The organism is Bacillus sp. FH (assembly GCF_052216825.1).
GTDB lineage: Bacteria > Bacillota > Bacilli > Bacillales > Bacillaceae_G > Bacillus_A > Bacillus_A paranthracis.
This window is the reverse complement of sequence record NZ_JBQOUU010000001.1, coordinates 1,922,198-1,936,612: the sequence shown is the minus strand read 5'-3', so window position 1 is coordinate 1,936,612 and position 14,415 is coordinate 1,922,198. Positions and strand designations below refer to the sequence as shown.

Below are 14,415 nucleotides of genomic sequence, written 5' to 3'. Positions count from 1 at the left end.
AAGCAGTTCATACTATGACGAGAAGAGGGCGAGTCTGTGAAAATTGTAAAAAAGGAGAAGTTTATTTTAAAGGAGTTTACATTTGAAAATGGTAGGACAATTCCTGTTCAAATGGGGTATGAGACGTATGGTACTTTAAATAGAGAGAGATCCAATGTGATTTTGATTTGTCATTATTTTAGTGCAACTAGTCACGCGGCAGGAAAATATACAGCGCATGATGAGGAGTCTGGTTGGTGGGATGGTTTAATTGGACCGGGAAAAGCAATTGATACAAATAAATACTTTGTTATATGCACTGATAATCTTTGTAATGTGCAGGTGAAGAACCCTTATGTAATTACAACGGGACCGAAATCGATTAATCCGAAAACTGGAGATGAATATGCGATGGACTTTCCGGTTTTTACATTTCTTGATGTAGCTCGTATGCAATATGAGTTAATAAAAGATATGGGAATCGCAAGGCTACATGCTGTAATGGGACCGTCAGCTGGCGGGATGATTGCGCAGCAATGGGCTGTTCATTATCCTCATATGGTAGAGCGGATGATTGGTGTTATTACGAACCCGCAAAATCCAATTATTACGTCGGTAAATGTAGCGCAAAATGCAATTGAGGCTATCAAGCTGGATCCAAGTTGGAAGGGCGGGAAATATGGAGAAGAGCAGCCAATGAAGGGGCTTCAGTTAGCAAATAGAATGATGTTTATGAACGCGTTTGATGAGCATTTTTATGAAACAACCTTCCCTCGTAATAGTATAGAAGTAGAACCGTATGAAAAGGTTTCTTCATTAACATCATTTGAGAAAGAGATAAATAAATTGACATATAGAAGTATAGAGTTAGTAGATGCAAATTCGTGGATGTACACTGCGAAAGCAGTTTTATTACATGACATTGCGCATGGATTTTCGTCTTTAGAAGAGGCGCTGTCTAATGTAGAAGCAAATGTACTTATGATTCCGTGTAAACAAGATTTGCTTCAGCCGTCACGTTATAATTATAAAATGGTAGACCTATTGCAAAAACAAGGGAAGTATGCAGAAGTATATGAGATAGAAAGTATAAATGGGCATATGGCGGGAGTATTTGATATTCATTTATTTGAAAAGAAAGTGTATGAGTTTTTAAATCGGAAAGTATCTAGTTTTGTGTAGAAAATAAATGATGTGAAAAAGGTGCAATGTATGTAGTAGGCACCTTTTTTTACATGATTTGTAGGCGGAAAATATATGTGGCAATTGCTATACCGAAGAATGCAATACTAAGTAATAGAAATAAGAATGACATTTCTTGTGGTGATTTTATCTTTTTATTATTTTTCATACTAAGTGCAATAATTGCAGCGAGTAAGAACACAATGCTCATAATGAAAAGAAAAAGTGTTATTTTAATCGACTCCCTTCATAAAACAAGTATATTGAGGATACAATGCACGAGTTATGTTTGTAAAGGATAAGTTTTACGAGAAAATTGAGAAATAAATTCTCCGTTCTTTGCGTTCTTTCTTTCGCGTGCTAAAATTGATGAGAAATGATTGTTTAAAGAAGAGATTAAAGGTTTTATTGTATATAAGGAGGAACGAAATATGACAGAAGTGAAAACAATTACTACAGAAGAAGTACAAGAGCGTTTAGAAAACGGAGAAACGTTATTTTTAGTAGACGTAAGAGAAGATGAAGAAGTAGCAACAGGGAAAATTCCAGAAGCTGTACATATTAAAATGGGGGATATCCCAAATAAAGTAGATTTCTTTGATAAAGAGAATGAATATATCTTTATTTGTCGCTCGGGAATGCGCAGTGAAAATGTATGCCATTATTTAAATGAGCAAGGCTTTAAAACAGTGAACATGGTTGGCGGTATGCTTCAATATGAAGGCGAAATCAAATAAGTAGTTTAAAAAACTTGAAACGAGTCTGTTTCAAGTTTTTTTCTTTTGCATACAGTGTACAAAAGGGGGATAGGTAAATGGGGATTAACTTACGGAAAGTAAAAATTATAAATAATACAGGGGCTGTTAATGTCGGCGATTGTTATGATATCTCACCTTTAGCTGTAGCGAAAGTGTATGCAGGTGCTGGAGGATCGAGTGCGGCTATTTTTTTAAATGGGAAAAGACAGCCAGAAGCGGTAATTCGAACATCGGTGTTTCTTCCGCCATTAGCAACGAGTACACGTACATTAGGCTCATAGAAGAAAGGTAGAGTGTAATTATGCCTGCTCATATAAAAGAGTTCGTTATTGTGAATAACACTGGGAATATATTTACTGGTGATAATCTGAGTGATACGTCATTTACTGCTTCGAAATCGTATAGTGGTTCGATGGGGTGTACTTGGATTGATGTTGTTACAGTAATAGGGACGGAGACGAAGCTTTGTTTACAGCCAGGAGATTCTGTCACAACAACGTATACGAGAGGTACTCCTGCTGGTACTGTAACAGGAACAAATATGGGGCAAAGTGTAAATGCATCGGGTATAGCACAAGCTGTCCCTAATACAGATAATATGGATTCAGTTGCTGGACTCCCCTAAAATCATAGGGGAGTTTATTATTTGTAAGAAGAGCTTATGTAGCGTGAAAAGCGGAGTAATTGTTTGAAAAATAGTATTGGAAACCTCTTTGGAAAATACAATTCAAATAGAAGGTGATTTTTTATCCCACTTTAATGGGCAGTAAGATTCCCCCTCAAAATTTAGCGAAAGCAAAGAAGGTAGGTGGGGGGCGGCCTGCCTATAAAAGTCCGATTGGCGAGGGCTGATTAAAGTTTCACTTTATGTGAAGCATATTTTGTAATTGTATTTTGCTGTTGAAGGTGGTGGGAGTAGTGGAAGGAAATGATGAAAATTTAAAAATAAAAAGGTCGATACATTCTAATTTTAAGTTATCACCAGATCTTGTTGGTCCTACTTTTCCTCCAGTGCCAACTGGAATGACAGGGACGACAGGGCCGACGGGGAGTACCGGAGCAACCGGAAGCACGGGATCAACAGGAGTAACAGGTCCAACCGGAAGTACGGGAGCGACGGGAAGCACGGGATCAACGGGAGTAACAGGCCCAACCGGAAGTACGGGAGCAACGGGAAGCACGGGATCAACGGGAGTAACAGGTCCAACCGGAAGTACGGGAGCGACGGGAAGCACGGGATCAACGGGAGTAACAGGCCCAACCGGAAGTACGGGAGCAACGGGAAGCACAGGTTCAACGGGAGTAACAGGCCCAACCGGAAGTACAGGAGTAACGGGAAGTACGGGAGCGACGGGAAGTACGGGAGCGACGGGAAGTACGGGAGCGACAGGAAATACCGGGGCAACGGGAGATACGGGTCCGACCGGAAGTACGGGATCAGCCGGAAGCACGGGATCAACGGGAGTAACAGGTCCAACCGGAAGTACGGGAGCGACGGGAAGCACGGGATCAACGGGAGTAACAGGCCCAACCGGAAATACGGGAGCAACGGGAAGTACAGGAGCAACAGGAAGTACAGGAGCAACGGGAAGTACAGGAGCAACGGGAAGTACAGGAGCAACAGGAAGTACAGGAGCAACGGGAAGTACGGGAGCGACGGGAAGTACGGGAGCCACGGGAAGTACGGGATCAACGGGAAGTACGGGATCAACAGGAAGCACCGGCCCAACAGGAAGCACGGGTTCAACGGGAGATACGGGTCCAACGGGAAGTACCGGATCAACTGGAAATACCGGAGCGACGGGGAACACTGGTCCAACGGGAAGCACCGGCCCAACAGGAAGCATGGGTTCAACGGGAGTAACAGGCCCAACCGGAAATACGGGAGCAACGGGAAGTACGGGAGCGACGGGAAATACAGGGGCAACGGGAAGTACGGGATCAACAGGAAGCACCGGCCCAACAGGAAGCACGGGTTCAACGGGAGTAACCGGCCCAACCGGAAATACGGGAGTAACGGGAGTAACCGGCCCAACCGGAAATACGGGAGTAACGGGAGTAACAGGCCCGACCGGAAGTACGGGAGCCACGGGAGATACGGGTCCAACGGGAAGTACCGGATCAACCGGAAATACGGGATCAACGGGAAGTACGGGATCAACAGGAAGCACGGGATCAACAGGAAGCACCGGCCCGACCGGAAGTACGGGAGCAACGGGAGTAACAGGCCCAACCGGAAATACGGGAGCAACGGGATCAACAGGAAGCACCGGCCCAACCGGAAGTACGGGATCAACGGGAGTAACAGGCCCAACCGGAAATACAGGAGTAACGGGAAGTACGGGCCCAACCGGAAATACGGGAGTAACTGGAGCAACGGGAAGTACAGGAGCAACAGGAGATACAGGAGCAACGGGAAGCACAGGTCCAACAGGAAGCACAGGTCCAACAGGAAGCACGGGAGTAACGGGAGTAACCGGCCCAACCGGAAATACGGGAGTAACCGGAGCAACGGGAGAAACGGGTCCAACCGGAAGCACCGGAGCAACAGGAAGCACCGGAGCAACAGGAGAAACGGGCCCAACCGGAAGTACCGGAGTAACAGGAAACATAGGTCCAACGGGGAGTACCGGCCCAACAGGAGAAACGGGTCCAACCGGAAGTACCGGAGTAACAGGAAACACCGGTCCAACGGGGAGTACCGGCCCAACAGGAGAAACGGGTCCAACAGGAAGCACCGGAGCGACAGGAAACACGGGTCCAACCGGAAGCACGGGATCAACGGGAAGTACTGGCCCGACCGGAAATACCGGAGTAACAGGAAACACCGGATCAACGGGAAGTACTGGCCCGACCGGAAATACCGGAGTAACAGGAAACATCGGTCCAACGGGGAGTACCGGCCCAACAGGAGAAACGGGCCCAACCGGAAGTACCGGAGTAACAGGAAACATAGGTCCAACCGGAAGCACCGGAGTAACAGGAAACACCGGTCCAACGGGGAGTACCGGCCCAACAGGAGAAACGGGTCCAACAGGAAGCACCGGAGCGACAGGAAACACGGGTCCAACAGGAAGCACCGGAGCAACGGGAAGTACTGGCCCGACCGGAAATACCGGAGTAACAGGAAACACCGGTCCAACGGGGAGTACCGGCCCAACAGGAGAAACGGGCCCAACCGGAAGTACCGGAGTAACAGGAAACATAGGTCCAACCGGAAGCACCGGAGCAACAGGAGAAACGGGTCCAACCGGAAGTACGGGAGCGACAGGAAACACCGGTCTAACGGGAAGTACCGGTCCAACAGGAGAAACGGGAGCGACCGGGGCGACTGGAGTTAGTACAACTGCAACGTACGCATTTGCAAATAATACATCAGGAAGTGTTATTTCTGTTTTGTTAGGTGGCACGAATATTCCGTTACCAAACAATCAAAATATTGGACCGGGAATAACTGTTAGTGGTGGGAATACTGTATTTACAGTTGCGAATGCAGGGAATTATTATATAGCCTATACAATTAATTTAACAGCAGGTTTACTTGTGAGTTCCCGTATAACTGTAAATAGTAGCCCACTTGCGGGAACGATAAATGCTCCGACAGTGGCTACTGGTTCATTTAGTGCAACAATCATTGCTAACTTGCCTGCTGGAGCTGCCGTTAGCTTACAATTATTTGGAGTAGTTGCGTTGGCTACATTATCTACGGCAACGCCAGGAGCTACTCTAACGATTATTAGATTGAGTTAATAAGAAGAAAACCTTGAGGCTTCTATGCTTCAAGGTTTTTTATCTCCTTATTTGTATGTAGTCTCATTGATTAGGAAAGTTTTACTTTATTCACATGAGCAAAAACATCGCAGTTCGAAAATATATTATAATAGAATGAAAAGAAAGAAATTTGGCAGAAAGGGAGGGTGGCGATGCAGGAGATGGTTACAGATTTTTTTGGACGCCCACTTCAAGATTTGCGTATATCTGTCATTGATCGTTGCAATTTTAGATGTACATATTGTATGCCAGCGGAAGTGTTTGGGCCAGATTATGCTTTTTTGAAAGATGAGTTTTTACTGACGTTTGATGAAATTGAGCGTTTGGCAAAACTATTTGTTAGCATTGGTGTACGAAAAATTAGACTTACTGGTGGCGAGCCACTACTTCGTAAAGATTTAACAAAACTTATTGCACGTCTCGTGAAAATTGACGGGCTGTTAGATATAGGGTTAACGACCAATGCAATTCATTTAACAAAGCAAGCAAAAGTATTAAAAGAAGCTGGATTACATAGAGTAAATGTTAGTTTGGATGCAATAGATGATGATATATTTAAGGCTATTAATGGCCGGAATATTAATACGAAACCTGTTATAAAGGGAATTATAGCTGCAAAAGAGGCCGGGCTTGATGTAAAGGTAAATATGGTTGTGAAAAAAGGGATGAATGATCATCAAGTACTTCCGATGGCTGCGTATTTTAAAGAGCAAGGAATCTCGCTTAGGTTTATTGAGTTTATGGATGTTGGTAGTACAAATGGATGGAACTTTGATCAAGTCGTTACGAAGCGAGAGTTAATTGAGATGATTCATCGCGTGTATCCGCTTGAGCAAGCTGAAGCGCATTATTTTGGTGAAGTTGCGAAGAGATATCGTTACGTCGGAACAAATATTGAAGTCGGTTTTATTACTTCTGTTTCTGAGTCCTTTTGTTCCTCTTGTACGAGAGCGAGAATTTCAGCAGATGGAAAGTTTTATACTTGCTTATTTGCGACAGAAGGACTCGATCTAAGGGAGCTTCTTAGAGGGAATCTTTCAGATGAGGAGTTATTACGTGTTATACAAGATGTATGGATGAATAGAAAAGATAGGTATTCGGATGAACGGACAGAAGAAAGTGCAAAAAATCGTCCGAAAATTGAAATGTCTTATATAGGAGGATAAGAAAGGGGGCTATCGTATGCAGGAGCGATATTCAAGGCAAATATTATTTTCTGGTGTTGGAGAAGAAGGACAGAGAAAAATTAGAGAGAAGCATGTGCTTATTATTGGTGCGGGAGCTCTTGGTGCAGCAAATGCAGAAGCGATTGTTAGAGCAGGTGTTGGAAAAGTAACAATTGCGGATCGTGATTATGTAGAGTGGAGTAATTTACAAAGGCAACAATTATATACAGAAGAAGATGCAAAGCAGTATAAACCGAAGGCGGTAGCAGCGGCAGAGCATTTAAAAGCGATTAATTCTGAGGTGGAAATAAATCCGGTTGTGACTGATGTAACAGTGCAGGAAATGGAAGAGTTAGTGAAGGGTGTAGATTTAATATTAGATGCGACAGATAATTTTGAAACGCGTCTTCTTATTAATGATATTTCACAAAAGTATAATATTCCATGGATATATGGTGGTTGTGTCGGAAGCTACGGAGTAACGTATACAATTGTACCAGGAAAAACACCGTGTTTCCGCTGTTTAATGGAGCATCCAGCAAGCGGAGCAACATGTGATACGGCTGGTATTATACAGCCGGCGGTGCAATTAGTAGTTGCGCATCAAATAACAGAAGCGTTGAAAATATTAGTAGAAGACTATGGGGCGCTTCGCGAAACGATGTTATCGTTTGATCTTTGGAATAATCAACAGATGGCATTTAAAGTGAATAGACAGAAAAAAGAAACGTGTTTATCTTGCGGAAGATTACGTACATATCCGAGTTTAACATTTGAAGCACAAACGAAAACAGAAGTGTTATGTGGACGAAATACAGTACAAATCCGTCCAGGTGTGCGGAATGAATTTAATTTAGAAGAAATTAAAAAGCGCTTACAAAGAAGTGTGGATGTAAAGGCTACTCCGTATTTAGTATCGTTTCTGGTAGAGGAATTTCGTTTTGTTTTATTTACAGATGGCAGAGCTTTTATTCATGGGACGAATGATATAAATGTAGCAAAACGTTTATATACAAGATACATAGGTTGAACCTAAAGAGAAACCCTTTAGGTTCAACAGAGAGAAAATCAAGACTTTCTCGTATAATCTCCACTTTTTCCACCTGTTTTTTCAAGTAAGTACGTTTCGCCAATAATCATACCTTTATCAACAGCTTTACACATATCATACACAGTAAGGGCAGTAGCGGAAGCAGCTGTTAAAGCTTCCATTTCAACACCGGTGCTACCTTCTGTTTTAACTTTTACTTCAATCAGTAATCGATATTGTTCATCAGATTGTTTCCAATCGAAAGAAACGTCAACACCTTTTAATAATAAAGGATGACACATTGGGATAATATCAGAAGTGCGTTTCGCAGCCATAATACCAGCGATTTGTGCAACTGCTAATACGTCACCTTTCCCGATTTCATTATGAGAGATTTTATCGTAAATTTCTTTTGTAACGACAATGCTAGAGCACGCAATTGCTGTTCGAACGGTTGCTTTTTTATCGCTTATATCAACCATTTTCGCGCGTCCTTGGTCATTAAAGTGTGTGAATGAAGACATGGAATTCCTCCTTGAAGTAATTTCTATTTAATATATAAAGTTTAATCGAGATAAAAAAAATTGCAAATATGGGGTGAGAAACGATGGTAGAAAAACGAATTCCGATTCAAGTTGCTGAGGCAGTAGAGAGAGTAATGGAATATGCGAAAATTGGTGAAGTAGAAGAAGTTTCTATTACGGAAAGTTACGGGAGAATTCTTGGGGAGGATGTTGTCTCTGATCATGACGTTCCTCATTTTGATCGTTCTCCTTATGATGGTTTCGCAATTCGAGCGGAAGATACGAAAGAAGCAAATCAAGAGAATGCAATTGAGTTTGAAGTAATAGGAGAAATCGGAGCGGGGTCTGTTTTTCTAGATACAGTAGGATCTTTTCAGGCGGTTCGTATTATGACAGGAGCAGCTATTCCAGCAGATTGTAATGCAGTCGTAATGCTAGAACTGACGGAAGGTTTTGAGAAGGACGGAAAAACATATATGAAGTTAAAGCGTCCTTTTCATAGTGGCGACAATGTGTCATTTAAAGGGGAAGATATAAAACAAAATCAAGTTCTCGTTCAGAAAGGTGTTGCAATTAATCCAGGTGTTGCGGCCTTATTAGCGACGTTTGGATATAGTACTGTGAAAGTTGTAAAACAGCCTGTTGTTGGTATTGTGACGACAGGAAGTGAATTGTTAGAAGTACATGAGTCGTTACAACCGGGGAAAATTAGAAATAGTAACTCTTATATGATTGCTGCTCAAATTATGAAAGCTGGAGGTAAAGTCCGATATTATGGCCAACTTGCCGACGAGTTAGGTGCATGTTTTACAGCTGTTCAATCAGCGATGGATGAAGTTGATATTTTAATTACGACAGGCGGTGTGTCGGTAGGAGATTATGACTACTTGCCAGCTATTTATGAAAGATTACAAGCGAATGTACTCTTCAATAAAATAGCGATGAGACCAGGAAGTGTAACGACCGTAGCTGAAGTTGATGGAAAGTTACTTTTCGGTTTATCAGGGAATCCGTCAGCTTGTTACGTAGGATTTGAGCTATTTGTGCATCCAGTTATAAAAACATATTTGAATGCGAAAGAACCTCACGTATATAGAGCAGATGCTATTTTACAAAAAGATTTTCCAAAGCCGAATCCGTTTACTCGTTTTGTAAGAGCAAAGGTGACAATTGTGGACGGGGCATTACAAGCGATGCCGGTCGGTTTAGATAAATCGAGTGCGGTATCTTCACTTGCAGATGCGAATGCTTTTATTGTGTTGCCTGGAGGAACGAGAGGCTTTGAGGCAGGGATGAAAGTGTCTGTATTATTGTTAGAGCACGCTGAGGGATGTGATTGGCCATGGGCAAAGCCCCTTCAATCTTACAAATAGTAGGGTATCAAAATAGCGGGAAAACAACACTTGTTGAGAAAATTGTACATGTATTAACTGAAAGCGAAATGAAAGTTGCTACGATTAAACATCACGGGCATGGAGGGTTTCCAGAAGTAGCGCAAAAAGATAGTGAAAGGCATAGAAAGGCCGGTGCTGTCGTAAGTAGTGTAGAAGGTGCTGGGTTACTTTCATTGTCATCATTAAGAGAGGAATGGTCCTTGCAAGAAATTATCCGTTTATACGAGTTTTTTGAAGTGGATACAATTTTAATTGAGGGCTATAAAAAAGAGAGCTATCCAAAAGTGGTGTTACTTCGTTCTGCGGAAGACGTTGAACTTTTACATAAAGTAGAAAATATAGTAGCAGTTATTACGTGGTATGATGCTCCTGCAAACTTACGAGAAGAATATAAAGTATTTCATATAACAGAAGAAAAATTGTACATAGACTGGTTTTTACAAACGGTAAGGAGTGCGAAATGAAAAATACGTATTATGAAGTAATTGATACAGAAATTTCAATTGAAGAAGTAGCGAATAAGGTTATTCGCCGCGAATGTGGTGCTGTTACAACATTTATTGGAACGGTTAGAGAGTTTACGAAAGGGCGTCGTACATTATACTTAGAATATGTCGCTTATAAAACGATGGCAGAAAAGATGCTAGAGAAAATCGGATCAGAAGTGAAAGAGAAGTGGCCAGGTACACACGTTGCGATTACACATCGCATCGGTACACTGCAAATTTCTGATATTGCGGTTGTTGTGGCTGTTTCAACGCCGCATCGTAAAGCGGCTTATGAAGCAAATGAATACATTATGGAACGCATAAAACAAATTGTTCCAATTTGGAAAAAGGAGTTTTGGGAAGATGGAGACTCTTGGATTGGCGATCAATTAGAAAAAACGCCATATCCGGCGGGAGAGCCTGGGAAGGAGCTATAAGTATGATTCGAGTATTGTTATTTGCGAACTTGCAGGAAGAAGCAGGAAGAAGTGAATTACAAATAGAGAAAGAAAGTATTACGGTTGCAGAGTTAAAAGATGTTATTGCAAAAGAATATAATGTACCAGTCACAGAACCAATTATGGTTGCGATTAATGAAGAATATGCAAATGAAGATGATACAATTCAATCTGGTGATGTTGTTGCACTAATCCCACCAGTGAGCGGTGGTTAATATTGGATTCATTAAAACGACTTTCCTATATAGGGAAAGTCGTTTTTTTATGGCGTTTTTGAGAACACTAACGTATAGAACAAGGAGGGCGTTATGAAAAAATTATGTGTAATGCTAACAATGATATGTTCTATCTTTTCCTTTTTGCCAAGTTATTCTTTGGCAAAAGAATCGAATGAACAACTTTTAGAAAGTGCATTATTAAATCGATATTATTCTGTGATAAGACAAGTGACAGAAGACCAATATGAATGTGCTTCAGTTATCAATATAAAGCGTCTCGGCAAGAATGGTGAGTTCGTTCCTAGATATGAAGTGACGCTACAATTTCTTACATTTCAAGGAGCACATAATCCGCCAAATGATAAAGTTACGCTTACTTTGGAAGATTATTTAGATCACGTAAGGATAAAGAAAGTGGAGCGAGAAAAGAATGTTTCTGGTGCTATTGCAGAAAAGATTTGTGAAAGGGAAAAAGAAAAAATAAAAGCTCACTCTACTGATTCAGAGTGATAACCTATGACATTTAGTAAAGAAAGGTAATGAGCGATGGATATATTTTTAGCGATTTTACCAGCTATATTTTGGGGAAGTATTGTGCTATTTAACGTAAAACTGGGCGGGGGACCGTATAGTCAAACGCTCGGAACAACGCTTGGCGCGCTTATTTTCTCGATTGTTGTTTATATTTTTATGAAACCAGTATTGACTCCTACTGTTATCGGAGTTGGTATTGTGTCAGGTTTATTTTGGGCGCTTGGTCAGGCGAATCAATTAAAAAGTATTGATTTAATGGGCGTTTCAAGGACGATGCCCATTTCAACAGGACTTCAATTAGTTGCGACGACTTTATTTGGAGTCATTGTATTTCATGAGTGGTCCACGACAATATCAGTTGTCCTTGGTGTTTTGGCCCTCGTTTGTATTATTATCGGTGTTATTTTAACATCGCTTCAAAGTGAAGAAGAAAAGAGTGCAGAGCAAGCGGGGAATTTTAAAAAAGGCATTATCATTTTATTGATTTCAACAGTCGGCTATTTAGTTTATGTAGTAGTGATTAGACTATTTAAAGTAGATGGTTGGTCAGCTTTGTTGCCACAAGCAGTTGGTATGGTGTTAGGGGGGATTTTGCTTACTTTTAAACATCATCCATTTAATAAATATGCAATACGAAATATTATTCCAGGATTAATTTGGGCAGCTGGAAATATGTTTTTATTCATTTCACAGCCGCGTGTTGGAGTGGCAACAAGTTTCTCGCTATCGCAAATGGGAATTATTATTTCGACGCTTGGCGGGATTCTTATATTAGGTGAAAGAAAAACGAAACGCCAATTAACGGGTATTGTTGTCGGTATCGTTTTTATTATCGCAGCCGGAATTATGCTAGGTATAGCAAAAAGTTAAAGGAGGTATGGAAATGTATAGTGATTTAGAAGGAAAGGTTGTCGTTATTACAGGATCAGCAAGTGGTCTTGGAAGGGCGATGGGAGTAAGGTTTGCTGCGGAGAAAGCAAAAGTAGTGATTAACTATCGCTCACGAGAATCAGAAGCGAATGATGTGTTAGAAGAAATTAAACAAGTAGGCGGAGAAGCGATTGCTGTAAAAGGTGATGTGACGGTCGAATCAGATGTGGCGAATCTCATTCAATCTGCTGTGAAAGAGTTTGGTACACTTGACGTTATGATTAACAATGCAGGGATAGAAAATGCGGTACCATCGCATGAAATGCCGCTTGAAGATTGGAATAGGGTAATTAACACAAATTTAACAGGTGCTTTTTTAGGAAGCCGTGAAGCGATTAAATATTTTGTAGAACATGATATTAAAGGATCTGTCATTAATATGTCGAGTGTTCATGAGAAAATTCCGTGGCCATTATTTGTGCACTATGCAGCAAGTAAGGGTGGTATTAAACTGATGACAGAAACGTTAGCGTTAGAATATGCACCAAAAGGTATTCGAGTAAATAATATAGGGCCAGGTGCAATTAATACGCCGATCAATGCAGAGAAGTTTGCTGATCCTAAAAAACGTGCTGACGTAGAAAGTATGATACCGATGGGCTACATCGGAAAACCAGAAGAAATTGCAGCAGTAGCAACTTGGCTCGCTTCTTCAGAGGCGAGTTATGTAACGGGCATTACGCTATTTGCAGATGGTGGAATGACGTTATATCCATCGTTTCAAGCTGGGCGTGGGTAATAGAAAAGGACGAAGAGATAAAACTCTTCGTCCTTTTTTTACAAAAAAAAATAGCGGCCAGCTATTTTAAATTTAGTGATTAATTGTATCTTGAAGATATTCTGTTGCTTGATGTTCAGAAACATTTTGCACGAGTGCAACTTCACTAATCATCATTTTTCGGGCGTTATCTAGCATTTGTTTTTCGCTCGCATTTAAAGCTCTCTCTTTATTGCGGCGAAGTAAATCCCGAACAACTTCTGCACTATCTTGCAGATTGCCGTTTTTCATTTTTTCCATATTCATTGTATATCTTTGTTTCCAGGAAAGTGATGTATCTGATTCCCCGTTTTGAAATTCAAGAAGTATATCATCTAACGTACCTTTATCTACGATATAACGAATACCTGATTTTTGTAATTGATCCATCGGAAGCATTACTTGCATATCCTTACTAATGATACGTATTACACAATATTGACGTATTGTTCCTAATATTTCTTTCTCTTCAATGGCTTCGATGACTCCTGCGCCGTTCATTGGATAAACGATTTTATCACCAATTTGAAACAAATCATCCACCTCCATATGTGGTAACCATCTTTAATGATAGCATAAGTGAATGTAAATGTAAAATTTTATATAATACCATAATAATTATATTTGAGTCAATAAGTAAAAGCTCTTTTTATATATATTTTTTTTGCTTTTATTTATGGATGATTTTTTTAGAAAAATAGTACAGGTGGAGAAAGGAGGCATATCCACTTATTTTTAAGCATAAAATGTAAAATCGCTAATACAATATACCTAAATCCGTTCTTTGCAAAGGAGGGAGAGAAGGTGGGGCGCACAATAAAAATTGATATTACAAATAAAGTGGTAGCTAAATTTAGACCAGATTATTTGGAATTGTATACGAGTAAATTTATGATAGGTAAGTTTTATGTCTATACTGAAGGTAAACAATATGTGTTAGAAGACGGATATATATATGAAGACGGAAAGTTTTATCGCATCATAGATACGCACCGTGGCAATAATCAAGCGGCGGAGGGCTGCGATCTAGGATGGTGTTAACATGATTCGTGTAAAAGTGTTTGATGAAAGTCACGAAAAAGACTTAGAAGACGCTGTAAATGTTTTTTTGAAAAAGATTGATGATAGTAACTTTGTAGACATTAAGTACCAAGTCGGTGTTTCTATTAACGATGACGAAAACCAAATTTATTGTTTTTCAGCAATGATCGTTTATAAAGCATAAA

18 protein-coding genes and 1 pseudogene are annotated in these 14,415 nt (G+C 40.8%); 16 read left to right on the top strand and 3 right to left on the bottom strand.

Features of this window, described 5'->3' with window-relative positions; translation table 11 throughout:
• Window positions 1-36 precede the first annotated feature (36 nt).
• Window positions 37-1,161: an alpha/beta fold hydrolase gene (locus tag ACTT1L_RS10290; RefSeq protein WP_442821894.1), complete on the top strand. Its 1,125-nt coding sequence runs from the start codon at window positions 37-39 to the stop codon at window positions 1,159-1,161.
• Window positions 1,162-1,210: 49 nt separating this feature from the next.
• Here the strand turns inward: ACTT1L_RS10290 and ACTT1L_RS10285 are convergent, their stop codons facing one another.
• Window positions 1,211-1,393, bottom strand: coding sequence for a hypothetical protein (locus ACTT1L_RS10285; RefSeq protein WP_000171893.1), 183 nt, complete (start codon window positions 1,391-1,393; stop codon window positions 1,211-1,213).
• 199 nt (window positions 1,394-1,592) lie between these two features.
• Here ACTT1L_RS10285 and ACTT1L_RS10280 point away from each other — a divergent pair, with 199 nt between their 5' ends.
• The 6 genes and pseudogenes from ACTT1L_RS10280 to ACTT1L_RS10255 all read left to right on the top strand — a co-directional run bounded on the left by ACTT1L_RS10280 (window position 1,593) and on the right by ACTT1L_RS10255 (window position 7,886).
• On the top strand, window positions 1,593-1,898 hold the full coding sequence (locus ACTT1L_RS10280) for a rhodanese-like domain-containing protein (protein WP_000141219.1): 306 nt from the start codon (window positions 1,593-1,595) through the stop codon (window positions 1,896-1,898).
• 77 nt (window positions 1,899-1,975) lie between these two features.
• Window positions 1,976-2,200, top strand: a complete 225-nt coding sequence (locus ACTT1L_RS10275; protein ID WP_000512463.1) for a spore germination protein — start codon at window positions 1,976-1,978, stop codon at window positions 2,198-2,200.
• 20 nt (window positions 2,201-2,220) lie between these two features.
• A complete protein-coding gene (locus ACTT1L_RS10270) occupies window positions 2,221-2,544 on the top strand; it encodes a hypothetical protein (protein WP_001110853.1) in 324 nt (107 codons plus the stop codon).
• Window positions 2,545-4,565: 2,021 nt separating this feature from the next.
• A pseudogene (locus ACTT1L_RS10265) lies at window positions 4,566-5,669 on the top strand (BclA C-terminal domain-containing protein); the annotation flags it as partial.
• 173 nt (window positions 5,670-5,842) lie between these two features.
• The gene (gene moaA / locus ACTT1L_RS10260; RefSeq protein WP_001157135.1) at window positions 5,843-6,856 is read left to right on the top strand and encodes a GTP 3',8-cyclase MoaA; all 1,014 of its coding nucleotides are present in this window, start codon (window positions 5,843-5,845) and stop codon (window positions 6,854-6,856) included.
• A 16-nt stretch (window positions 6,857-6,872) separates the two neighbouring features.
• Window positions 6,873-7,886: a molybdopterin-synthase adenylyltransferase MoeB gene (locus ACTT1L_RS10255; protein WP_001158102.1), complete on the top strand. Its 1,014-nt coding sequence runs from the start codon at window positions 6,873-6,875 to the stop codon at window positions 7,884-7,886.
• Window positions 7,887-7,924: 38 nt separating this feature from the next.
• On the opposite strand, the gene moaC is transcribed toward ACTT1L_RS10255, so the two are convergent.
• Window positions 7,925-8,410, bottom strand: coding sequence for a cyclic pyranopterin monophosphate synthase MoaC (gene moaC, locus ACTT1L_RS10250; RefSeq protein WP_000094141.1), 486 nt, complete (start codon window positions 8,408-8,410; stop codon window positions 7,925-7,927).
• Between the two features lie 83 nt (window positions 8,411-8,493).
• Between moaC and moeA the strand changes: the two genes are divergently transcribed.
• The 7 genes from moeA to ACTT1L_RS10215 all read left to right on the top strand — a co-directional run bounded on the left by moeA (window position 8,494) and on the right by ACTT1L_RS10215 (window position 13,171).
• Window positions 8,494-9,783 carry a molybdopterin molybdotransferase MoeA gene (moeA, locus tag ACTT1L_RS10245; protein ID WP_061536623.1) on the top strand — a complete coding sequence of 430 codons (1,290 nt, stop codon included), beginning with the start codon at window positions 8,494-8,496 and terminating at the stop codon, window positions 9,781-9,783.
• Window positions 9,753-10,268, top strand: coding sequence for a molybdopterin-guanine dinucleotide biosynthesis protein B (mobB, locus tag ACTT1L_RS10240; RefSeq protein ID WP_000513637.1), 516 nt, complete (start codon window positions 9,753-9,755; stop codon window positions 10,266-10,268). The genes moeA and mobB overlap by 31 nt, the downstream gene beginning before the upstream one ends.
• Window positions 10,265-10,729, top strand: a complete 465-nt coding sequence (moaE, locus tag ACTT1L_RS10235; protein ID WP_000799835.1) for a molybdopterin synthase catalytic subunit MoaE — start codon at window positions 10,265-10,267, stop codon at window positions 10,727-10,729. Before mobB ends, moaE begins: the two co-directional genes overlap by 4 nt.
• A 2-nt stretch (window positions 10,730-10,731) precedes the next feature.
• A complete protein-coding gene (gene moaD / locus ACTT1L_RS10230) occupies window positions 10,732-10,965 on the top strand; it encodes a molybdopterin converting factor subunit 1 (protein WP_000621789.1) in 234 nt (77 codons plus the stop codon).
• A gap of 93 nt (window positions 10,966-11,058) precedes the next feature.
• The gene (locus ACTT1L_RS10225; RefSeq protein WP_000732111.1) at window positions 11,059-11,478 is read left to right on the top strand and encodes a DUF3888 domain-containing protein; all 420 of its coding nucleotides are present in this window, start codon (window positions 11,059-11,061) and stop codon (window positions 11,476-11,478) included.
• Between the two features lie 36 nt (window positions 11,479-11,514).
• Window positions 11,515-12,372: a glucose uptake protein GlcU gene (gene glcU, locus ACTT1L_RS10220; RefSeq protein WP_071743045.1), complete on the top strand. Its 858-nt coding sequence runs from the start codon at window positions 11,515-11,517 to the stop codon at window positions 12,370-12,372.
• Between the two features lie 13 nt (window positions 12,373-12,385).
• A complete protein-coding gene (locus tag ACTT1L_RS10215) occupies window positions 12,386-13,171 on the top strand; it encodes a glucose 1-dehydrogenase (protein WP_061185362.1) in 786 nt (261 codons plus the stop codon).
• 72 nt (window positions 13,172-13,243) lie between these two features.
• Here the strand turns inward: ACTT1L_RS10215 and ACTT1L_RS10210 are convergent, their stop codons facing one another.
• A complete protein-coding gene (locus ACTT1L_RS10210; RefSeq protein WP_001998466.1) occupies window positions 13,244-13,738 on the bottom strand; it encodes a CarD family transcriptional regulator in 495 nt (164 codons plus the stop codon).
• 255 nt (window positions 13,739-13,993) lie between these two features.
• Between ACTT1L_RS10210 and ACTT1L_RS10205 the strand changes: the two genes are divergently transcribed.
• Window positions 13,994-14,230 (top strand): DUF2553 family protein, encoded by a 237-nt coding sequence (locus tag ACTT1L_RS10205; RefSeq protein WP_000533800.1) that lies wholly within the window; start codon window positions 13,994-13,996, stop codon window positions 14,228-14,230.
• 1 nt (window position 14,231) lies between these two features.
• Window positions 14,232-14,414 carry a sporulation protein Cse60 gene (locus ACTT1L_RS10200; RefSeq protein ID WP_000621751.1) on the top strand — a complete coding sequence of 61 codons (183 nt, stop codon included), beginning with the start codon at window positions 14,232-14,234 and terminating at the stop codon, window positions 14,412-14,414.
• Window position 14,415 lies beyond the last annotated feature (1 nt).

Coding starts and splice junctions, on each gene's coding strand:
- moaA (WP_001157135.1), top strand. CDS start 5,843: ATGCAGGAGATGGTTACAGATTTTTTTGGACGCCCACTTCAAGATTTG.
- mobB (WP_000513637.1), top strand. CDS start 9,753: ATGGGCAAAGCCCCTTCAATCTTACAAATAGTAGGGTATCAAAATAGC.
- ACTT1L_RS10275 (WP_000512463.1), top strand. CDS start 1,976: ATGGGGATTAACTTACGGAAAGTAAAAATTATAAATAATACAGGGGCT.
- moaC (WP_000094141.1), bottom strand. CDS start 8,410: ATGTCTTCATTCACACACTTTAATGACCAAGGACGCGCGAAAATGGTT.
- ACTT1L_RS10215 (WP_061185362.1), top strand. CDS start 12,386: ATGTATAGTGATTTAGAAGGAAAGGTTGTCGTTATTACAGGATCAGCA.
- ACTT1L_RS10270 (WP_001110853.1), top strand. CDS start 2,221: ATGCCTGCTCATATAAAAGAGTTCGTTATTGTGAATAACACTGGGAAT.
- ACTT1L_RS10225 (WP_000732111.1), top strand. CDS start 11,059: ATGAAAAAATTATGTGTAATGCTAACAATGATATGTTCTATCTTTTCC.
- ACTT1L_RS10200 (WP_000621751.1), top strand. CDS start 14,232: ATGATTCGTGTAAAAGTGTTTGATGAAAGTCACGAAAAAGACTTAGAA.
- moaE (WP_000799835.1), top strand. CDS start 10,265: ATGAAAAATACGTATTATGAAGTAATTGATACAGAAATTTCAATTGAA.
- ACTT1L_RS10255 (WP_001158102.1), top strand. CDS start 6,873: ATGCAGGAGCGATATTCAAGGCAAATATTATTTTCTGGTGTTGGAGAA.
- moaD (WP_000621789.1), top strand. CDS start 10,732: ATGATTCGAGTATTGTTATTTGCGAACTTGCAGGAAGAAGCAGGAAGA.
- ACTT1L_RS10210 (WP_001998466.1), bottom strand. CDS start 13,738: ATGGAGGTGGATGATTTGTTTCAAATTGGTGATAAAATCGTTTATCCA.
- moeA (WP_061536623.1), top strand. CDS start 8,494: ATGGTAGAAAAACGAATTCCGATTCAAGTTGCTGAGGCAGTAGAGAGA.
- glcU (WP_071743045.1), top strand. CDS start 11,515: ATGGATATATTTTTAGCGATTTTACCAGCTATATTTTGGGGAAGTATT.
- ACTT1L_RS10280 (WP_000141219.1), top strand. CDS start 1,593: ATGACAGAAGTGAAAACAATTACTACAGAAGAAGTACAAGAGCGTTTA.